This is a genomic window from Arthrobacter sp. zg-Y844, assembly GCF_024385465.1.
Taxonomy (GTDB): domain Bacteria; phylum Actinomycetota; class Actinomycetes; order Actinomycetales; family Micrococcaceae; genus Arthrobacter_B.
This window is the reverse complement of the sequence record NZ_JANFLS010000001.1, coordinates 1,229,997-1,250,469: the sequence shown is the minus strand read 5'-3', so window position 1 is coordinate 1,250,469 and position 20,473 is coordinate 1,229,997. Positions and strand designations below refer to the sequence as shown.

The following is a 20,473-nucleotide window of genomic DNA, read 5'->3' as shown; positions in this document are numbered from 1 at the left end:
TGCGTTTCTTTGGCATGCTTAGGGGTATGTCTAATCGTGCCGGCCAACGCGCCGAACCTTCCGACCTTGTAGATCTCACCGCACTCTTGGACGCCTATTACGACGTCGTACCGGATCCGTCCAACGTTGCCCAGCGCGTGGCCTTCGGCACCTCCGGGCACCGCGGTTCCTCCCTCAACGGCGCCTTCAATGAGCAGCACATCGCGGCCATCACCCAGGCCATCGTGGAATACCGCACCTCGGCGGGCATCACCGGGCCGCTGTTCATGGGCAAGGACACGCATGCCCTGTCCGAACCGGCGCAGAACACCGCCTTGGAAGTGCTGGCCGCCAACGGCGTCAATGTGCAGATCGACGCACGCAACGGATTCACCCCCACCCCGGCCGTGAGCCATGCCATCCTGGTGCACAATTCCACGCGCACGGACCAGGCTGACGGCATTGTGGTCACCCCGTCGCACAATCCTCCGGCGGACGGCGGCTTCAAGTACAACCCGCCCACGGGCGGACCCGCCGGATCGGACATCACCAACTGGATTGCCGACCGCGCCAACCAGCTGCTGGAGAACGGCCTGGACGGGGTCCGGCGCATCCCGCTGGGCGAAGCACGCCTGGCCGATTCGGTGGGCACCTATGACTTCCTGGCGCATTACGTGGAAGACCTGCCCGCGGTGCTGAACCTGGATGCCATCCGGAGCGCCGGCCTCCACATCGGCGCCGATCCCCTCGGCGGCGCCTCGGTGGACTACTGGGGCGCCATCGCGGAACGGCACTCACTGAACCTCACCGTGGTCAATCCCAACGTGGACCCGCAGTGGGCCTTCATGACCCTGGACTGGGACGAGAAGATCCGCATGGACTGCTCCTCGCCGTTCGCCATGGCGTCGCTGATTTCCCGGGCCGGGGATTACGACATTGCCACGGGCAACGACGCCGACGCCGACCGGCACGGCATTGTCACCCCGGATGCGGGACTGATGAACCCGAACCACTTCCTGGCAACCGCGATTGACTACCTGTACCGCAACCGCTCCGGCTGGAGCGCAGACGCCATGGTGGGCAAGACCCTGGTCTCCTCCTCCATGATCGACCGCGTTACCGCAGACCTGGGGCGGGTCCTCATGGAGGTACCGGTGGGCTTCAAGTGGTTCGTGCCGGGCCTGCTCTCCGGCGAAACCGCGTTCGGCGGCGAGGAATCCGCCGGTGCGTCCTTCCTCCGGCTCGACGGAAGCCCCTGGAGCACTGACAAGGACGGCATCCTGCTGGCCCTGCTGGCCTCGGAAATGACGGCCGTCACCGGCAAGACCCCGTCCCAGCGGTACCGCGAACTGACCAACCAGTTCGGCGATCCCGAATATGCGCGCGTGGACGCACCCGCCACCCGCGAGCAGAAGGCCGCGCTGGCCAAGCTCTCGCCGTCGGACGTTACCGCCACCACCCTGGCCGGTGAGGAAATCACCGCGCGCCTGACCGAGGCACCTGGCAACGGCGCGCCCATCGGCGGCCTGAAGGTGACCACGGAAAACGCGTGGTTCGCCGCGCGCCCCTCGGGCACGGAAGACGTCTACAAGATCTACGCCGAGTCCTTCAAGGGCGAGGAACACCTGCACCAGGTCCAGGCCGAGGCCAAGGCCATCGTGGACGGCGTGATTTCCTAGCTTCCGCCGTAAACGGGCCGTAAAAAACAGAAGGGGTGCACCTGCCGGTGCACCCCTTCTTCCCGTTCTGCAGCCGGTTACAGCAGCCGGCGCAGGAGCCGCTTCTTCAGCCCCGTGTAGGGCGGGTACGCGAACCGGAGGGTGTCCAGCAGCGTGCCCTTGGTGAAGACCGGCCGCAGCTGGCTGAACGTGTCGAAGGTGTATTTCCCGTGGTACGCGCCGGTGCCGCTGGCACCTGCACCGCCGAAGGGCAGGCCGGGTACGGCCAACTGGACGGTGCTGGCGTTGTGGTTGATGCTGCCGGCCCGGACCCCCTCCTCGAACGTCTTCCGTGCCGCCGCAGAGTTGCTGTACAAATAGGCGGCCAGCGGAACCGGACGGGAATTAATGAATTTCATTGCCTCCGCCAGGTCCCGGACCTCGATGATCGGCAGGACGGGGCCGAAGATTTCCTCCTGCATCACGGGTGAATCCGGGGCCACGTCGGTGAGGATGGTCGGTTCCAGGTACAGGCTTCCGCGGTCGCTGCGCCCGCCGGCCAGGACCGTGCCGCTGTCCAGCAGCCCGACCAGCCGTTCCCAGTGCTGTTCGTTGACAATCCGGCCCAGGTCCTTGCTCCGGGACGGATCCTTGCCGAACTGCTCCGCGACCGCCCGCACCAGGTGCTTCTTCAGCGCAGGTGCCGCCTCTTTCGTCACGAGGACATAGTCCGGGGCCACGCAGGTCTGGCCGGCGTTAAGCAGTTTCCCGAAGACCAGGCGGCGCGCGACGGCGGCCCAGTTGCCGTCCAGCACCACGGCCGGAGATTTCCCGCCCAGCTCCAGGGTGACCGGGGTCAGGTGTTCGGCGGCGGCCTGCAGGACAATCCTGCCCACGCGCTCCCCGCCCGTGAAGAAGATCGAGTCGAACCGTTCCTTCAGCAGGGCGGTGCTGGCTTCCTGCCCGCCCTCGACCACGGCGACGGCTTCCGGGTCCACATAGCGCGGCAGCAGCTCCGCCAGCACGGCCGACGTCGCCGGGGCCAGTTCGCTGGGTTTGAGGACTGCCGCGTTGCCGGCGGCGAGGGCACCGACCAGCGGCGCCAGGACCAGCTGCACGGGATAGTTCCAGGGACCGATGATCAGCACCACGCCCAGCGGCCGTGGTTCGGTCCGGGCCGACGCCGGCTGCAGGCCCAGGGGGACGGAAACCCGCCGGCTGCGGGCCCAGTTCTCCAGATGCTTCAGTGCGTGTTCGGCCTCCGCCCGCACCAGGGAAAGTTCGGTGACGTAGCTTTCGAGCGGATTCTTGCCCAGGTCCGCTGCCAGGGCGTCCGCCAGCTCCTGTTCCCGCTCGTGGAACAGCCGGACCAGGCCTTCGAGCTGCTGCCGGCGCCAGGCGAGCGGCCGGGTGCGGCCGGAGTCATAGGTTTCCCGCACCTTGGCCAGCACCGAGGGAACTGCTGCGGGGGAACCAGCGGGGTCGGTGGCGGAATCGCGGATGGATTCAGAGAACGCGGAGACCATCTCGCTCATGCCTGGGTGCTTTCCTTGAGGGACGTTTCGTCAGCGGGAGCCGCCGGTTTCCGGCCGGTGAAGTGGTCCATGGACTGGTAGACCTTGAAGACGCGGCCGGCAACCACGTCCCAGGCCGGTTGGGGCAGCACATTGCGCAGGGCGCTGCCCAGGGCCACCGTCCAGGGCAGCTGGATCCGTGCCTTGCCGGCAAGGAGCGCCTCCCACGCCTTGTCCACCACGTATTCCGGTTCCATCAGCGGAGTCATCAGCGGCCCCCTGGCCCCTTCGAACATGCCGGTCTTGATGTAACTGGGGATCAGGGTGGTTACTGCAACGTGGCCGTTGCCGGATTCGGTGAGTTCCAGGCGCATCGAGTCGCTCCAACCGATGACTGCCCATTTCGAAGCCGTGTAGACACTCATTTTCGGAACGGACAGTGTGCCGGAGGCGGAGGCTACGTTCAGGATGCGGGCCGGGGTGCGCCGCTCGATCATGCCGGGCAGGAACGCGCGGGTCACCTGCATGGGGGCGAGGGTGTTGACCTGCATAACGGCGTCGATATCCGCTTCCGGCTCGTGTTCCCAGAAGTACTTGCCGCGCACAATCCCGGCGTTGTTGACCAGGATGTCCGGTACGCCTACCTCCCGGATGACCTGGTCGGCCGTGGCCGTGATGTCCGGCAGGGAGGCAACGTCCACCGCGTAGGGGTGGATTGCCGACGCGCCCAGTTCCCGCAGCTGCGCGGCGGTGACCTCCAGGGCCTCGGCGTTGAGGTCCCACAGCACCACTGCTGCCGCGCCGTCATGCACGGCCCGCTCGGCGTAGAGCCGGCCCATGCCCATGGCTGCGCCGGTGATGAGAACTACGCGTCCTGCAACTGAAATGCCCATGCTGCTCCATCGTCCAATCGGTTTGTGATCAAGGTCCCGCCCTGCACCTTGCATTCTTCCTATGCAACGTAGCATCCCGGTTCGCCGGGACGGCTAGAATTTGGCCTAGACACCCCCTTTCTCCGGAAGGCACCACCATGAGCAGATTCGGTATGGACTGGACCCTCCACGGAGACGGCAAAACCATCCGGCCGGGCAGCTACGTTGCTCCCGAGGAACGCCTGAGCTGGCCGCGGACCATCAGCATCGGCTCCCAGCACGTGGTGGCCATGTTCGGCGCCACCTTCCTGGTGCCGCTCCTGACCGGCTTTCCGCCGGCCACCACCCTGCTGTTCTCCGGCATCGGAACCATCCTGTTCCTGATCATCACCGCCGGACGGGTCCCCAGCTATCTGGGCTCCAGTTTTGCCTTCATTGCTCCGATCGGAGCTGCCACCAACCAGCACGGTCCCGGCGGAGCCCTGGGCGGCATCATCATGGCGGGCTTTGCCCTGTTCCTGGTCGGACTCGCCGCGCAGCTTGCCGGCACCCGCTGGATCCAGGTCCTGATGCCGCCGGTGGTCACCGGCACCATAGTGGCCCTGATCGGCCTCAACCTGGCCGGTTCGGCGCGGGACAACTTCGAGCGAGGGCCGCTCACGGCCACCGTCACCGTGGTGGTAATCCTGCTGACCACGGTCCTGTTCAAGGGATTCCTGGGCCGGCTGTCGATCCTGGTTGGCGTGGTGGCCGGCTACGTCACGGCCATGCTGCAGGGCGAGGTGGATTTCCAGGCCATCGGCGATGCCGCCTGGATCGGGCTGCCCGAATTCACCGCCCCCACCTTCCACTTCTCGGTTATCGGCCTTTTTGTTCCGGTGGTCCTGGTACTGGTGGCCGAAAACATTGGACACGTGAAATCCGTGGCCGCCATGACCGGCCGCGACCTTGACCCGTACGCGGGCCGGGCACTGATGGCCGACGGCCTGGCCACCATGCTGGCCGGTTCCGGCGGCGGTTCCGCCACCACCACCTACGCAGAGAACATCGGCGTGATGGCGGCCTCCCGCGTGTACTCCACGGCGGCGTACTGGGTGGCCGGCATCGTGGCCATCCTGCTCAGCCTGTTCCCGAAATTCGGGGCCATGATCGCCACGGTGCCCGGCGGTGTGCTGGGCGGTGCCGGCGTCGTCCTCTACGGCATGATCGGCATCCTCGGCGTGCGTATCTGGGTGGACAACCGGGTCAACTTCTCCAACCCGATCAACCTTTCCACCGCCGGCCTGGGCCTGATCATTGCGATCGCGAACTTCACCTGGATAGTGGCAGGGCTGGAATTCGGCGGCATTGCCCTCGGCACCGGCGCCACCCTGATTGCCTACCACGGCATGCAGGCGATCGCCCGCTGGCGGGGGACGGATCCGGACGAGCCGCAGGAGGACGCGGGAGCCAGGCCCAGCCGGCTCGGCTAGGCCGCCGGCCGGCCCCGGATCAGGCTCCTTCCAGTGCCTGGCGCGTAGCCCACGCCACGTACTTTGCCGCCTGCTCCATGGCATCCTGCGGCCGCTGGACCACATCCAGCAGGCTGACGGCCGCAACAATTCCGTACTCCTGCAACTGGTCCGGGGTCAGGGTGATCCGGCCGGCCACGGCCACCACGGGAATGCCGGCATCCCGGGCCCGGGCCGCCACTTCCAGGGGCGCCTTGCCGTAGCGGGACTGTTCATCCAGCGAGCCTTCGCCGGTGAGCACCAGGTCGCAGCGTGTGAGTGCCAGGTCCAGCCCGGTGAACGCGCTGAGCAGTTCGAACCCGGGATTCAGCGACGCCTCGGTGAACGCCAGGAACCCGGACGGGAAGCCGCCCGCCGCACCGGCGCCGGGAATGTCGACGTCGACGCCGGTCGTGAACTTCAGCAGTCCGGCCCAGTTACCCAGGGCATCCTCGAGGACCGCCTGCGCTGCGGAGTCGGCACCCTTCTGGCCGCTGAACACGGCCACCGTACCTTCCGGGCCGAGCAGCGGGTTGGTTACGTCGGCGGCGATCTTCAAGTCCACGCCGGCCAGCCGGGGGTCCAGGCCGGCGGCGTCCAGGGACACGGCCCGCGCCAGGGCCGCTCCCCCGGGCGGCACCGGCGCACCGGCGTCGTCAAGGATCTTCAGGCCCAGGGCCGTCAAGGCGCCGGAGCCTCCGTCCGTCATGGCGGAGCCGCCGATTCCCAGGATGATGGTGCGCGCACCTGCATCCAGTGCCTCCATGATCAGCTGCCCGCTGCCATAGCTGGTGGCCGCTAGTGCGGTCTCGGGGGTGGGGTCCAGCAGGGTCAATCCGCTGGCCCGCGCGGTTTCGATCAGGGCAGTATCTCCGGTGAGTGCCCAGACAGCGGTGATTTCCCGTCCCAGCGGTCCACGGACCCTGGCGGTGCGGGCCTCGGCCCCTGCTATCAGGGCAGCGTCAAGGGTGCCCTCGCCGCCGTCCGCCACCGGCACAGCGGTGACCTCGGCATCCGGGTAGACCGCCAATACGCCTTCACCCATGGCTGCCGCGGCCTCCCCGGCGCTGAGTGATCCTTTGAATTTGTCCGGAGCAATAACTACACGCATGCCCTCATCCTGCCAGTAGGGACGGACAAGACCGTCCAAGTAGTCGTTATCGCCACTGCCCGCGGTCTTTGAGGACGTCCACGAGGATGTCCGAACGGTCCGTAACGATGCCGTCCACGCCGAGGTCCAACAGCCGGTTCATGGTGGGCGCGTCGTTCACGGTCCAGACGTGGACCTGGATTCCGGCGCGGTGGCAGCTGCGGACAAAACCCGGCGTGACCACGGGCACGGGGCCGAAGCGCAGCGGAACCTGGACGCACTGGAAACGGCCCAGCCGGGCGAGGAACGCGGCGGCGCCCAGCGGGCCGAGCAGAAGCAGCGCCGCGGTCAGGGCGCTTCCGGCGGAGCTGGCAGCCGGCCGGCCCAACCGGCGCAGGGCGCGAAGCCGGCGGACGTCGGAGAAGGATGCCACCAGGACCCGGTCATGGGCGGAGTGTTTTTCGATCAGGGCCGCGAGCAGTGCTGCCCCGGCGGCGTCCTTGACGTCTACATTGAGCCGCATCCGGGGCCACTCGGTCAGGAGTTCTTCGAAGGTGGGGATCCGTTCCGCCCCGCCCACCAGCACGTCGTCGAGTTCCTTTCGGGTGAGCTGGCTGATTTTGCCCACCACGCCGCCGGAAATGCGGTCCACGGTTTCGTCGTGGAAGGCCATCAGGATGCCGTCGCGGCTGGTGCGCACATCCGTTTCCAGGTAGCTCATCCCCAGGTCCGCGGCCGCGCGGAACGCCAAGAGCGTGTTTTCGTAGCCGTCGGGGGAAAAGCCGCGGTGCGCCAGCGCGATGGGTGCCGGCGATGATTCCGGGGGCGCCGTCGCCTGGTCGCGGGGGGCCCGGAAATATGGATAAGTTGCCAACACATTCGTACCTTACCAAGCGCCGGACTGTGCCCGGACGGGCCACGCCCGGCCGCACGCGCCTAGACTGGCAGCACCGCGACCGGCAGCAGTTTCTTTCGCCGGCTAGTTCCGTGGAGGTCAGTACCGTGCCTGACAAACGTCCCGTGGGGTCCCGCTTCGGAGCACGCTGGCCGCTCCGGCGCCTGCTGAGAAGTGCCGGCAGCGCTCCCGCCACCCTCACCTTTATTGCCTTGTTCTGGATCCTGGGGGCGTCCACATCCTCCCTCCGCAGCGGCCCGGAAGGGCCGTGGCTGGACTGGGCTGCCGCTTCCGTGAACACCGTGGCCGGTAATCCGGCACCCCTGCTTTTCTGCTGTTTTTGGGCGGGCGGCCCGGCCGGCTACCTCGGCGGCACCCTGTTGGCACTGCTGGCCGGGTTGCCCACCGAGCGACTGCTGGGAACCGGACGGTTCCTGCTGGCCGGGTTCGGCGGTCAAATCGCCGGACTGCTGCTGACCACCGGCTTCGCCTACCTGACCAGCGCCTCCATCGGCGACTGGTCCCGTGCCCTCGTCTCCGAGTCCTTCGTGGGTCCGGTGGCCTTCCTGGCTGCCGCGGGGGCTGCTGCCAGTGCCCGGCTCGGGACCCTGTGGCGACGCCGCCTGCGGGTTCCCCTGTTTGCGTTGCTGATACTGCTGGCACTCTATGGCGGAAGCTTCTCCACCCTGACGGTCCTGGGCGCGGCCGCGGCCGGCGCACTGGCCGGCCCCTATCTGGCGGGCCGCCGGCCGTCGATTCCGCGCAGGCTGGTCAGCAGCCGCCGGGAGGCGCGGGTGCTGGTGGCCCTGGCTGTACTGGCTTCCGCTGTCGGGCCGGTTATCAGCGCACTCAGCAGCCAGGCGGTGGGACCGCTTTCGGTGCTGCAGTATCTCTTTACGGACGTGGAGGTGAGGACCCCGGCCGAGCTGGCCCAGGTGTGCGGTGAAGCAGCGGATTCGGCGCAGTGCATCGCGGCGCGGATCCAACTGCGTGCCGGTCCGGCGGCGTTCTTCCTGGCCATCCTGCCCCTGGTGCTGCTGGCTGTTTTTTCCGACGGCCTGCGGCGCGGGCGCCGGTTCGCGTGGGCCGCCGCGCTGCTGCTGCAGGGCGCCATGACAGTTCTGGCCGCGGTACGGATCGGCCGGCTTTTGGCCGGGAATGAACCGGGCACCCTGGCTCCCGGCACCGGAAATGCGGTTGCACTGGTGCTGCCCATGGCCGTTCCGCTGGCGGTGCTGGTGCTGCTGATCCTCGCCCGCGGGCTCTTCTCCGTAACCGCTCCTGCCGGAACCTACCGGCGGTTAGCGGGCACTTCCGCCCTGGCGGCGGTTTTGCTCGCCGCGCTTTACCTGGGTGCCGGTCTGTTAAACCGGAACGGTTTCTCGCCGGCCGCGACGCCGGCGCTGCTCGCCGCGGATCTCCCCGGACGTTTCCTCCCGGTCCTCGAAGTGACCAGCCGGGCTCCGGGCATTGTGCCGGAGAGCCTGCCGGCGGTCCTGCTGTACGAAGGAGTAGGGGTGGCCTTCTGGGTTCTGGTGTGTGTGCTGCTGCTGCGCTCCTTCCTGGTTCCGCCCTACAGTCCGGCGACCGCTGATGCGGACCGCGCCCGTGTGCTGCTTCGGACCCACGGCGGCAGCACCATGGCCTGGATGACGCTCTGGGCGGGCAACAGCTACTGGTTTTCCCCCAGCGGGAATTCCTATGTGGCCTACCGGATGGATCTGGGGGTGGCGCTGAGCGTCGGAGAACCTGTGGGACCGAGGGATGAGCTGCACAGCTCCGTGGAGGGATTCTCGGCTTTCTGCGCCGCGAACGGCACCACCGCGTGCTTCTACTCCGTGGGCACCCAGGTGCGCGACCTCAGCAGCGGGTTGGGATTTTCCTCGCTGCAGGTGGCTGAGGAAACCGTCCTCCGGCTGGGCTCGCTGGCGTTCAAGGGCAAGAGATTCCAGGACATCCGCACCGCCATGAACCAGGCCCGCAAGCTGGGCATCCGGGCCGAGTGGACCCGCTATCCCACGGCACCGCTGGCCGTGAAGGACCAGGTGTACGCCATTTCGGAGGAGTGGGTGGCGGATAAGGACATGCCGGAGATGGGCTTCACGCTGGGCGGACTGGAAGAAGTGGATGATCCGGAGGTGCGCTGCCTGCTGGCCATCGACGAAGACGGCACCGTGCACGCGGTAACGTCCTGGCTTCCGGTGTACCGCAACGGAGCGGTGGCGGGCTGGACCCTGGATTTTATGCGCCGACGCAGCAACGGCTTCCGGCTGGGGATGGACTTCCTCATCGCTTCCGCTGCACTGTCGCTCCAGGACGAGGGGTTTTCCTTCCTCAGCCTTTCCGGCGCGCCGTTGGCGCGTGCCGACGGGGAGACAGAGGACGACGCCGACGGTCCGCCCGTGATGGACCGGCTCCTGGACCGGCTGGGGGAAACCCTGGAGCCGGTATACGGTTTCCGCTCCCTGCTGGCCTTCAAGGCCAAGTTCGCCCCGGAGTACCGGCCGTTGTTCATGACCTATCGGGACCCGGCGTCCCTGCCCGCCATCGCCAACGCGCTGGCGCGGGCCTACGTTCCGGATCTGTCCCTGGGGCAGGGCCTGTCACTGGCCCGCCGGATCGTGACCCGTACCGCATGAGGACACCCCGGCCGTGATGGGCCTGTCCCTGATTGACGGGATCCTCCCCGCCCTCGCCCTGGCCCTGGGCGCGGCTGCGCTTCTTTGGCTAGGGATTGCCGGGAGGCGGCTGGGCCTGCGCAGGATCCTGGTCTATTTGGTGGTTGCGGCCGCCTGCACGGCACTGCTGTATGTGCTCGCAGAACTTATATTCCATTGGTGGAATGCTTCTCTTCCACGGATGCTCTACCTCTACACCGCCCTGGCCATCCTGGGGCTTCAGCTGGCGGCCGGACTGCTGGCAGTTCCAGGCACCTCGTGGTCCCGCCGGACCGCGGGCGCTGCGGCGGCGTTCGGAATACTGCTGGCGTTGGCCTGCACCGCGAACCTTGCCTACGCCCAATACCCCACCCTCCGTTCCCTCCTGGACCCGCCCTCGGCCACGAATGACCCGCTGCCCCGTCCCGCGGAAACCGGGACCAACCGTCCCGCAGCCTCCGAACGGGACTGGTCGCCGCCGTCGAACCTGCCCGGCGAAGGCCGGGTCTACCGGGCAGAGATCCCCGCGGCAGCCTCGGGATACGCCTCCCACCCTGCACTGATCTACCTCCCGCCCGCCTATCTGGCCGATCCAGGCGCGGTCAGCCTGCCGGTGCTGGTCCTGATCCACGGCCAGCCGGGCTCCCCGAATGACTGGCTGGTCAGCGGCCGCATAGCCGAAATGATGGACGGCTTCGCTGCCCGCCATGCCGGCCTGGCTCCGATTGTCGTCATGCCCGACGCCAGCAATGACTCCAACCCCGACTGGCCGCTGTGCCTGGACACGACCGTAAGCGACTCGGCAACGTACCTGGCCCGGGACCTTCCCGCCTGGGTGCAGCAGAATCTGGGGGCCGGAACGGCCGGAGCACGGCAATGGGCCATCGCGGGGTATTCGTTCGGCGGCACCTGCGCAGTGCAGTTGGCGGCGAACCACCCCGAGTCCTATCCGACATTCCTGGACATCGCCGGCGAAAACGAGCCCACCGACGCCGATGGGCAGCAGGCCCTGCTGGACACGTATTTCGACGGCGACCAGGCCGCCTTCGCAGAACAGAACGCCGTGGACCGGTTTCACCGGATGTCATTTCCCGAACTTGCCGGGATCGTCGTCGTCGGCAGCGAGGACAAGGTGTACGCCCCGGAAGGCAGGCAGGTGTATGAAGCAGCCCGGGCGGCCGGCGCGGACGTGCAGTTCCAGGAGCTTCCGGGCGGACACTCCTGGCAGGTCTGGCGGGCCGGACTGGAGAACAACCTGGACTGGCTCTGCAGGCGGCTTGGCATACTTGATCCATGAGCCCCGTGCCCGCACCTCACCCCTCCCCGGCCGCGAATCGGCTCAGGCAGCTGCTGCATGGAATCAGCCGCGCAACCTCGCCGCATGTGGCCCTGTTGGTGATCCTGGCCGTCGGCCTCCTGCCGGCACTGGCCCTGACCCTGGTGTCCGCAGAGGTCTATGAATCGGTCACCGACGCGGACGGCATTGCCGGCCTGGACCGGCCGGTGCTGGAAACGGCACTGGGACTGCGCACTCCCGCGCTGGATTCCGCAGTCACCGGCTTCACCAACCTTGCCGGGACCATCGGCATGCCCGTCATCGCCGGGCTCGTGGTGCTCGTTATGGGCCTGCGCTGGCGTTCCTGGACACCGCTGATCCTCACCGCGGCCGCAGCCGCCGGTTCACTGCTCATGACGGTCACGGGAAAGGCCTTGATCGGCCGGACCCGGCCCGACCTGGCGGATGCCGTCCCGCCGTACGAATCCTCCGCCTCGTTTCCGAGCGGACACACCCTGAACTCAATCGTCATCGCGGGGATCCTGGCCTACCTGGTGATCCTGCACGTGCACAACCGCTGGGCGAAGGCCTCCGCGCTGCTCGCGGCAGCGGTCTTTACGTTTGCCGTGGGCCTGAGCCGGGTCTACCTCGGCCACCACTGGCTGACGGATGTGCTGGTGGCCTGGACGCTCGGAGCGGCCTGGCTCGCGGTGGTAATTACCGCGCACCAGCTTCTGCGGAGGCTTCCTGAACATCGAGCAGCCGTTCAAGGATCACCGCCACGCCGTCGTCCGTGAAGCCCGGTGCCGTGAAGTCCGCCGCCTCGCGGGCAGCCGGGTGACCACTTGCCATGGCGTAGCCCCGGCCCGCCCAATCCAGCATGGAGATGTCGTTGGGCATGTCGCCGAAAGCTATGGTTTCCTCCGGGTTTATACCCTTCCCCTTGGCGTAGCCGGCCAGCGTAACGGCCTTGTTCAGGCCCGGCAGGGACATTTCCAGCAGCGGCATCCGCGGTGCCGAATGGGTGGTCTCCACCAGTTCGGACACCGCCGGCGCCACCCGGCGCAGGAACTCGTCCGGGGAGATGTCGGCGCCCCGGGCGAGGAATTTTGCCACGCCCGGTGAGCCTGCAAGGGATTCGTGCAGCGGGCCGGGAACTATGCCGCCGAGGAGTTCGACGGATCCGGTGTCCACGAAGCCGTCCTCAAGATGGAGGCCGTCCACCGTCTCCGCCGCGAAACGTGCCCTCGGGAAGAGGTCCCTGATGACCTCCGCGGCGGCGAGCATCTGTTCCAGCGGGAGGAGCCGGGTGGCGAGGACCCGCTCGGCGGCCAGGTCATAGGTGATGGCCCCGTTGGAACAGATCACGGTCCCTGCGTGCCCGATCCGCTCGCGCAGGGGGTCCAGCCAGCGGGGCGGGCGCCCGGTCACGAAGACGACGTCGATGCCCGCAGCCATGCAGGCGCGGAAAGCGTTCACGGTCCGGTCGCTGATGCTGTTGTCCGCACCCACGATGGTGCCGTCCATGTCGCTTGCTATCAGCCGTACCGGCCCCCGCTGTTCCTGCATGCCATCAAGCTTACTTCCGGCCGCGGCGGGTGCCGGAACGGTGCGAATCCTCCCCAACGGGTCTGCCCCGGGGACCCTAGTCCTCCCGGATTTCCGCGGTGCCGATCATCGTGGCCCGCGCCAAGGTGTGGGTGAAGAGCGCAAAGCCGAGGGCAGCCGGGGTGGCCTCCGGCGGGACGTCCAGTTCCTCCGTATCCACGGCGTGGACCACCACGAAGTAGCGGTGCCGTCCGTGTCCTGCGGGCGGGGCGGCGCCCACAAAGCCCGCAAATCCGGCGTCGTTGGCCAGCTGTACGGTGCCGGCGGGCATCTGCCCCGTATTGGCCGCATCGGCGGCGAGGCCCGTGACCGACGCCGGGATATTGAAGGCCGCCCAGTGCCAATAGCCGCTGGCGGTGGGTGCATCGGGGTCGTACATCGTCACGGCAAAGCTGCGGGTCTGCTCAGGGAAGCCGGACCAGGTCAGCTGCGGCGAGGCATCGCCGCCGTCGGCTACGCCCATCTTGCCGCTGTACTGGGCCGGTGCGAACGTGCCTCCGTTCGCGAATTCTTCACTCTCGACGGTGAACTCAGGTACCTGCGGCAGTGCCTCATACGGGTCTCGGCTTTCCACGGACTTCCTTTCGGGTAGTTTGCATTGGTGCCGCGGCGGGCGGCTGGATCAGGGGACTTCGCGGCGGTAGGGCGGATTGGCTCCGGCGCGGGAAACGGTGACGGCTGCTGCGCGTGCGGCGAAGGAGAGCAGCTCCTGCAGTTCGCCGACGCCGATCCGGGCCAGGTCGCTGCGGCGGGCACCGCCGTCGAGCTCCCGGTCCATCAGCCCCACCAGGAGGGCGGACATAAACGAATCCCCGGCGCCCACGGTGTCCACCACGCTGACGGTGGGTGCGGCCACTTCGCATTCTCCCGCCGCGGCCACGGCCCACGGTCCCTTAGATCCCCGGGTGACCACTACCAGCGACGGTCCCGCAGCGAGCCAGCGCCGGGCGGATTCCTCCACGGGTTCGTCCGGGTAGAGCCACTGCAGGTCTTCGTCGGAGGCCTTGACGACGTCGGCCAGTGCCACGAAATTCTCCGCCTGTTCGCGGGCGTAGGAGGCGTCGGTGATGATGGTCGGCCGGCAGTTCGGATCGTAGGTGACAGTGCAGCCGGGACGTGCCTGTTCCACGGCGCGCAGCACGTGGTCCGCGCCGGGCGAGAGCATGGAGGCGATGGAACCGGTGTGCAGCATGGTGGTTCCGTCCAGCAGGGCCGGAAGATCCTCCGCAAGGCCCGGCAGCTGCCACTCCAGGTCAAAGGTGTACCGGGCGCCGCCCGCCGGATCCAGCACGGCCGTGGCCACGCTGGTCGGCCGGTCATCGGCTTCGAAGGCGGTCAGCACGGAGTTTGCCCGAAGATGCTCGGCGATCATGGCACCGTAGGTATCCGAGCCGAAGCGGCCCACGAACTGGACGGGACGGCCCAGCCGCGCCACGCCCACAGCTACGTTCAGCGGGCTGCCGCCGGGGTGTGTTCGCCGCGGCGCCGTATCGCTGACTACTTCATCAACAAGGGCTTCCCCAATAACTGTAAGCACACTGCCAACCTAACAGAGCGGCCTTTGGGTTTCCTTAAACAACAGGTATTCCGGCGGCCTCGCGGACCGCCTTGACGACGGCGTCCCAGGCCGGCGTGCCGGGGGTGATCATCGCGAAGTGGTCACCGGGAATGAGGCGCAGCTGCGCCGCCGTGCCGCTTGCCCGGGCAGCGTCCACCCAGCTGCTGGAGGAACTGAGCGGCACGGTGCTGTCTTCCTCGCCGTGCAGCGCCCAGACCGGAACCTGCAGCGGCAGCGCGCACATGGGGTCCGCCTCCCGGAAACGCCGTGGATTGGAAACAGGCGTGCAGCCAAGGAAGTTCCGCACCGCGCCGTTGCTCAGGCCCAGTGCGTGGGCCTCGGCCAGGTTCAGGACTCCGGAGCAGCTGACGACGCCGGCAGGCAGGACGCGCGGATCAGTCCGCCCCGCGGCGAGCACGGCCAGGTGGCCGCCCGCGGAGTGGCCCAGGAAGACCACGCGGGACAGGTCGACGTCGTGTTCCCGTGCCGCCGGGACCAGCGCGTCGATCCCGGCGCAGATGTCCTCGAACGTTTCCGGCCAGCCGCCGCCCTTGCCGGCCCGCCGGTATTCCAGGTTCCAGGCGGCAAACCCGCGGGCGGCCAGGTCCGCCGCCAGCGGCCGGCCCAGTTCCGCGTCATAGGCTGCGCGCCAGTAGCCGCCGTGGACGATGACCACCACGGCCTGCGCCGCACCGCTTTCCGGAAGGGTCAGTTCGGCGTACTGGTCCGCGTCCGGACCGTAGGAGAGACGCAGTGCAGGCGCTGGCATGACGATCCTTCTGCTCGCGGGGCTTAATCTGATAGGGAGCCTATCGCCGGTGTCGGAGAAACACCGTGCCATAGGCTGGGGGCAGGCAGGGGAAAGGGAAACAGCTTTGAGCGCGTGGGACACACTGGATGAGCGGCTGCGGCCCATAGTCCAGGCCAGTACCGATGAGTACGCCCGGGTCCGGCCCGGATTGGAAGCGGTCACCGCGGAGATGGAAGCGAATCTTCGGGCTGTCTTTGCCGACAGCCCGGTAAAGCCGCTGTTCGTAGCCTCGCGCACCAAGACCGTTGAGTCCTTCCGGGACAAGGCTTCCCGGATGCTGCCCCCGGAGCACCCCGGCGAACTGCCTTCCCTGCTGTTCCCGGATCCGCTGCGCAACCTCACCGACCTCGTGGGCCTGCGCATCATCATGACGCTGCCGCATGAAGTGGATGAAGCGGCCAACCTGATCAAGCGGCAGCGGGCGGAGTTCGACTGCCGCGGCGACCGCGAGAAGGACATTGGCTCCATCGAATCCGGTACGTACGGCTACTCCAGCCGGCACCTGATCCTGCGGACCATCCAGAATGAGACGGTGCGGAAGTACCACAAGCTGCTGGAACCGGACCAGCGGCCCAACGGCAGCTACCTGTTCGAAGTGCAGATCCGTACCGTGCTGGCCCATGCCTGGTCCGAGATAGAGCACGACATCCGGTTCAAGGCCGGCGATCCGCGGGCCTGGAGCCCGTATTTCGACCGGCAGTTCACGGCAACCGCTGCCATGCTGGAGACGGTGGAAACCGCCTTCGCCGAGCTGCACGAACGCTACGAAACCGTCACCGGCTTCTGGGACGAAGAGGGCCAGGGCAGTGCGCCGCTGACTCCGAACCGGATCCGGGACATCTGGATGACCCTGCTCCCGCACGTCAACCGCAAGTCCGGTGACGACTGGGGCTGGGCCGCGGAAATGCTGGCTGCGCACGGCATGAAGACCACCATGGACCTGGCCGGACTACTGCAGGCAGACGCCATCACCAAGGTCCGCGCGGCCCTGGACCACCGCTACTCCCCCGGACCGGACCGGCTGCTCGATGACCTGCTGCTCTGGCGTTTCGGCAAGGAACACATCGACCTCACGGCCGAACCGGAGGACGCACCGGTCAAACCCCGCCGGGAGTCCCTGGGCCGCCGCTACCGGTTGATGCAGCTTTACCGGGCGCGGGAGGCGGAACAGGGGCAGTAGCCTGCCCCCTGGAACCTTGCCCCGGCAGCGCTGCGCCACATAGCTTTGCCTCGTGGTCACTTCTCTTTCCGGGCAGGATGCACGGCGGATCCGGCGCTCCTCGCAGCTGCTGGGCGGTTCGGACCTGTCCCCGGCCGACGTCGTGCGGCGGGCCGTCGCGCTGCAGGGCCAGGACCTGCCCGCGGTGCTGCGGGCCATTGCCGTCCGCTCCCGCCCCGGAACCACTGTCCAGGACGTCCGGAACGCGTTCGACCGCGGCGAATTGGTGCGCGGCTGGCCGATGCGCGGCACCCTGTTCGCCACCACGCCGGAGCATCTGGCGACACTGCTGTCCTTCACCGCGGAACGGATCCGCAGCATGGCTGCCCGGCGCCGGGCCGAGCTGGGGCTTGAGGAGACGGTACTGGCCCGGGGCCGGGACACCCTGCGCGAAGCCCTGGACGATCGGCCGCTGCGACGCTCCGAAGCGCTGGAACTTTGGGAAGCAGCCGGGATCGACACCTCCGACGGCCGCGGCTACCACCTGCTGATGCACCTTTGCGTGGAAGGCCTGGCGCACTGGGGACGGTTTTTCGAGACCGGCACCGAGCAGCTCCTCACCCTCACGGCACCGCGCGCCGTCGACCCCGGCGCGCCGAACGACGGCGACCTGTCCGCGGTGGTCCGCGGCTTCGTGCTCGCCCGGGGTCCGGTCACGGAGAACGATGCGGCGTGGTGGACCAAGCTGCCCAAAACCATGGTGCGTAAGGCTGCAGCCGGAGTGGCGGACCTGGTCCAGGTTGAAGTGGACGGCCGGCCGGCGTGGATCATCGGTGAGCCGGAGATTCCGGAACCTTCCGGCGTGTCACTGGTGCCGGCGTTCGATGAGTGGATCCTCGGTTACGCGGACCGTTCCCTGGTTGCCAGCCCGGCGATGCTGGCGGCAATTGTCCCGGGCGGCAACGGGGTCTTCCGTCCTGCGGTGCTCGACGACGGCGTGGCGGTGGGCACTTGGCGGCTGCCCCGCACCTCCCGGGCCACCCCGGAACCGGTCATCGACCTGGTGGAACGGGTCTCGGCAGCCAAGCGGCGGGCCATTGAGCAGGCGGTCGCAGACTGGCCGCACGGCTGACCTCCGAACCGCCTCAGGCTCAGGCCGACACGCGCCGCACCAGCCGCACCGGCGGCAGGTCAGCTTCCGCCGGCTGCCCGGAACCGTCTGCTCCGCTTCCCCGCAGCTCCTGTGCCGCATCCAGGGAGGCCACCGCCATCCGCGCAAACCGCTCCCCCAAGGACCGGGCATCGACCGACACGGTGGTCAACGGCGGCACTGCCAGCGACGCCAGCGGAATGTCCTCGGCGCCGATCACCGCCAAATCCTTCGGTGCGCTCAGGCCGTGCGCGGCCAGCCCGGCCAGCAGGGCGAAGGCGTGCTCGTCGTCGAACGCGCAGGCCGCGGTCACCGGCTCCGGTCCTGCCCGCCAACGGTCGACGACGCCCGCCGCCTCCCCGGCGTCCAGGGCCAGACGGGCGACGGCGGGCGGCGGAAGCTCAAGCCGGCGGCAGGCGTCCGCAATGGCCGCCAGCCGGACGTCCACCCGCCAGGCATAACCGGACTCCGGGGGCACCGCCACACCGATCCGCCGGTGTCCGGCCGCGGCCAGATGCTGCACCTGGCATGCCCCGATGCCGAGGTCCGGGCCCAGCGGGTCTTCCAGCGCCTGGTGCAGGGAGGCCACCCGGATGCCGATGGCCGCCAGGGCTGCCAGTTCCGGTTCCGGGAGCGGGGTGGTGAGGATCAGCGCTGCCGGAGCCAGCGACTGCACCAGGGACGGCGCTCCGCCCTGTGCCGGCAGCCGGTGCGCCACCAGGCGCAGCCCCTGCCGTTCCACTTCCTCGGAGGCGGCATCGATCAGGATGGCCAGGGCGCGGCCCAGCGGCTCGGGCGGCAGCAGCATCAGCACCAGGTCGCTGCGGCCGCGGCGCAGGGTGCGGGCGGCGGTCGACGGCGCGTAGCCCAGGTCCCGGGCTGCGGCCAGCACGCGTTCCCTTGTCCCGGAGGAGATGCTCTGCCCGGCACGGCCGTTGAGCACGTAGCTAACGGTGGCACGGGAAACGCCGGCCGCCTGCGCAACGTCGTTGGACGTGACCCTGCGGTTCATCCCGTCCCTCTTTCGTCTCGGCTTCACCGACCCGCCGGCAACACCGCGGAAATCAGCCCCTTATCCTCCGGAGATTTCTCCGGTAGTCTGACGATACAGGCAACTTACACGTGTAACCATCGTGGCGAGCTGCCGATACCGGCGGCCGCAGATTACGGCCGCTCCTCCGATCGAAAGGACCGGTTCGTGGCCAATTTGCCCATCACCGCCCAGAACACCGTCCAGCAGTGGCTCGACCACCCCGCCGGCGGTCCCGCCATCCGCGGCATGCTCGCGCAGGCCGGAAGCGACGAGAAGACCCTCGGCCCCGCCCTGACCATGAAGCTGCAGCAGCTGGTTGACCTCAGCCAGGGCAAGTTCCCGCAGGCTGCCGTGGATGAACTCGTGAAGCAGGCCAACGGCGGCGTGATGCCCGAGATCGCCGAAACCGTCCTGCCGACCGTTGAAGGCCGATTCGAAGGCCGCACCATCATCGTCACCGGCGCCGGCTCCGGCATCGGCCGCGCCACCGCCGCCCGCATTGCCCGCGAAGGCGGCCGCGTGATTGCCGTCGACATCGCCGAGGCGAAGATCAAGGAACTCGCCGGAGAACTGGGCGAGGCCATTGTTCCGGTTGCCGGCGACCTGACCGATGCCGCCGCCATCGACCGCATCATGGCCGCTTCCGGCACCAGGATTGACGGCCTGGCCAACGTGGCCGGCATCAATGACGACTTCTCCCCGCTGCACGAGGTCTCCGATGCCATGTGGCAGAAGATCTTCGCGGTCAACGTGGAGGGCCTGATGCGCCTGACCCGCGCCGTGCTGCCGACCATGCTCGAAGCCCGCAAGGGGTCGATTGTGAACATCACCTCCGAAGCCGGGCTGCGCGGCTCCGCTTCGGGCGTGGCGTACACCGCCTCCAAGCATGCCGTCGTAGGCATCACCCGCAGCACCGCGTTTATGTATGCCCGTGAAGGCATACGCGTGAACGCCGTTGCTCCGGGCGGCGTAGCCACCGGCATTCCGATGGGCGGCAAGACCAGCGAGTACGGCGAGGCGCGCCTGTCCCCGGCACGCGTCAACATTCCGGGCCTGGCCTCGGCGGAGGACCTCGCTGCGTCCATCACGTTCCTGCTCAGCGATGACGGCGTGAACATCAACGGCGCCATCCTGCCCTCCGACGGCGGCTGGTCCGCGGTCTAACCTCCGCACGCAGTACGACGGCGGCCGGCACCTTCCCTACGGAAGGTGCCGGCCGCCGTCGTGCGTCCTAAAAAACCCTAGGCGCCGGAGACCGCTGCGGCGAGCTTGTTCAGGGATTCCTCGAGGTCGTCCTTGGACACCATCGGGAAGGAGACCTTCTTCAGGGTCTCCTTGTCCGTGACATGGGACCAGTCATAGGTCAGGGTGACCTCGGTGGAGTCGGCGCCGTCGGCCTGGAGTTCCCAGACCCACTGCCAACCCTTGGGTTCGGTGCCGGCCGGAGCAGTCTGCCAGGCCAGCAGCTTGTTGTGGTCGTACCCGGTGACGTGGTTTTCCGTCTGGTAGTCGCCCATTTTTTCGTTGTGCATGTTCATGGTGAAGACCTGGCCGGAAGCCGTAATGCGGTCGGTCTTCTCGTCCGAAACCACCATGCCGGAGCCGTCCAGCTCGTGGTGGCGCTCGGGGTTGGACAACAGATTGAAGATGTCCGCGGCCGAGGCATCGATGACCCGGGAAACTACAACGCTCGTCTGATCAGTGGTCAATGAACTCTCCTTCG

The 20,473-nt window shown here is 68.0% G+C and carries 18 protein-coding genes; 8 read left to right on the top strand and 10 right to left on the bottom strand.

Annotated features, from left to right (window positions below; translation table 11 throughout):
* Positions 1-26 precede the first annotated feature (26 nt).
* On the top strand, positions 27-1,658 hold the full coding sequence (gene pgm, locus NNX35_RS05960; RefSeq protein WP_255765569.1) for a phosphoglucomutase (alpha-D-glucose-1,6-bisphosphate-dependent): 1,632 nt from the start codon (positions 27-29) through the stop codon (positions 1,656-1,658).
* A 77-nt stretch (positions 1,659-1,735) separates the two neighbouring features.
* Here pgm and NNX35_RS05955 read toward each other — a convergent pair whose 3' ends face one another.
* Together NNX35_RS05955 and NNX35_RS05950 are read right to left on the bottom strand one after the other, a co-directional pair.
* Positions 1,736-3,172, bottom strand: coding sequence for an aldehyde dehydrogenase family protein (locus NNX35_RS05955; protein ID WP_255765568.1), 1,437 nt, complete (start codon positions 3,170-3,172; stop codon positions 1,736-1,738).
* Complete coding sequence (locus NNX35_RS05950) at positions 3,169-4,044, bottom strand: SDR family NAD(P)-dependent oxidoreductase (protein ID WP_255765567.1); 876 nt, start codon at positions 4,042-4,044, stop codon at positions 3,169-3,171. The genes NNX35_RS05955 and NNX35_RS05950 overlap by 4 nt, the downstream gene beginning before the upstream one ends.
* Positions 4,045-4,181: 137 nt before the next feature.
* Here NNX35_RS05950 and NNX35_RS05945 point away from each other — a divergent pair, with 137 nt between their 5' ends.
* On the top strand, positions 4,182-5,495 hold the full coding sequence (locus NNX35_RS05945; RefSeq protein WP_255765566.1) for a uracil-xanthine permease family protein: 1,314 nt from the start codon (positions 4,182-4,184) through the stop codon (positions 5,493-5,495).
* Positions 5,496-5,514: 19 nt separating this feature from the next.
* On the opposite strand, the gene NNX35_RS05940 is transcribed toward NNX35_RS05945, so the two are convergent.
* Positions 5,515-6,624 carry a glycerate kinase gene (locus tag NNX35_RS05940; RefSeq protein WP_255867235.1) on the bottom strand — a complete coding sequence of 370 codons (1,110 nt, stop codon included), beginning with the start codon at positions 6,622-6,624 and terminating at the stop codon, positions 5,515-5,517.
* Between the two features lie 46 nt (positions 6,625-6,670).
* Positions 6,671-7,480: a glycerophosphodiester phosphodiesterase family protein gene (locus NNX35_RS05935; protein WP_370646964.1), complete on the bottom strand. Its 810-nt coding sequence runs from the start codon at positions 7,478-7,480 to the stop codon at positions 6,671-6,673.
* A gap of 125 nt (positions 7,481-7,605) precedes the next feature.
* Between NNX35_RS05935 and NNX35_RS16160 the strand changes: the two genes are divergently transcribed.
* From NNX35_RS16160 to NNX35_RS05920, 3 genes are read left to right on the top strand one after another with little or no spacing between them, the layout of a single operon-like run.
* A complete protein-coding gene (locus tag NNX35_RS16160; RefSeq protein ID WP_255867233.1) occupies positions 7,606-10,137 on the top strand; it encodes a DUF2156 domain-containing protein in 2,532 nt (843 codons plus the stop codon).
* 16 nt (positions 10,138-10,153) lie between these two features.
* Complete coding sequence (locus NNX35_RS05925; RefSeq protein WP_255867325.1) at positions 10,154-11,452, top strand: alpha/beta hydrolase family protein; 1,299 nt, start codon at positions 10,154-10,156, stop codon at positions 11,450-11,452.
* Positions 11,449-12,228 carry a phosphatase PAP2 family protein gene (locus tag NNX35_RS05920; protein ID WP_255867232.1) on the top strand — a complete coding sequence of 260 codons (780 nt, stop codon included), beginning with the start codon at positions 11,449-11,451 and terminating at the stop codon, positions 12,226-12,228. The genes NNX35_RS05925 and NNX35_RS05920 overlap by 4 nt, the downstream gene beginning before the upstream one ends.
* Here NNX35_RS05920 and NNX35_RS05915 read toward each other — a convergent pair.
* From NNX35_RS05915 to NNX35_RS05900, 4 genes are all read right to left on the bottom strand, one after another.
* On the bottom strand, positions 12,149-13,000 hold the full coding sequence (locus tag NNX35_RS05915; RefSeq protein WP_255867231.1) for an HAD family hydrolase: 852 nt from the start codon (positions 12,998-13,000) through the stop codon (positions 12,149-12,151). The two genes, NNX35_RS05920 and NNX35_RS05915, sit on opposite strands and share 80 nt — an antisense overlap.
* 76 nt (positions 13,001-13,076) lie before the next feature.
* A complete protein-coding gene (locus NNX35_RS05910) occupies positions 13,077-13,613 on the bottom strand; it encodes a YbhB/YbcL family Raf kinase inhibitor-like protein (protein WP_255867230.1) in 537 nt (178 codons plus the stop codon).
* Between the two features lie 48 nt (positions 13,614-13,661).
* Entirely contained in the window at positions 13,662-14,576 is a 915-nt protein-coding gene (locus NNX35_RS05905) for a carbohydrate kinase (RefSeq protein WP_255867229.1), read from the bottom strand.
* Positions 14,577-14,610: 34 nt separating this feature from the next.
* Positions 14,611-15,366 carry a S9 family peptidase gene (locus NNX35_RS05900; RefSeq protein WP_255867228.1) on the bottom strand — a complete coding sequence of 252 codons (756 nt, stop codon included), beginning with the start codon at positions 15,364-15,366 and terminating at the stop codon, positions 14,611-14,613.
* A 106-nt stretch (positions 15,367-15,472) separates the two neighbouring features.
* Between NNX35_RS05900 and NNX35_RS05895 the strand changes: the two genes are divergently transcribed.
* Together NNX35_RS05895 and NNX35_RS05890 are read left to right on the top strand one after the other, a co-directional pair.
* Entirely contained in the window at positions 15,473-16,588 is a 1,116-nt protein-coding gene (locus NNX35_RS05895; protein ID WP_255765558.1) for a GTP pyrophosphokinase family protein, read from the top strand.
* A gap of 52 nt (positions 16,589-16,640) precedes the next feature.
* Positions 16,641-17,699, top strand: a complete 1,059-nt coding sequence (locus tag NNX35_RS05890) for a winged helix DNA-binding domain-containing protein (RefSeq protein ID WP_255867227.1) — start codon at positions 16,641-16,643, stop codon at positions 17,697-17,699.
* 19 nt (positions 17,700-17,718) lie between these two features.
* On the opposite strand, the gene NNX35_RS05885 is transcribed toward NNX35_RS05890, so the two are convergent.
* The gene (locus NNX35_RS05885; protein ID WP_255862193.1) at positions 17,719-18,729 is read right to left on the bottom strand and encodes a LacI family DNA-binding transcriptional regulator; all 1,011 of its coding nucleotides are present in this window, start codon (positions 18,727-18,729) and stop codon (positions 17,719-17,721) included.
* Between the two features lie 186 nt (positions 18,730-18,915).
* Between NNX35_RS05885 and NNX35_RS05880 the strand changes: the two genes are divergently transcribed.
* On the top strand, positions 18,916-19,914 hold the full coding sequence (locus tag NNX35_RS05880) for an SDR family NAD(P)-dependent oxidoreductase (protein ID WP_370646963.1): 999 nt from the start codon (positions 18,916-18,918) through the stop codon (positions 19,912-19,914).
* 77 nt (positions 19,915-19,991) lie between these two features.
* Here the strand turns inward: NNX35_RS05880 and NNX35_RS05875 are convergent, their stop codons facing one another.
* Positions 19,992-20,459, bottom strand: a complete 468-nt coding sequence (locus NNX35_RS05875) for an SRPBCC family protein (RefSeq protein ID WP_255765553.1) — start codon at positions 20,457-20,459, stop codon at positions 19,992-19,994.
* Positions 20,460-20,473: the final 14 nt, after the last annotated feature.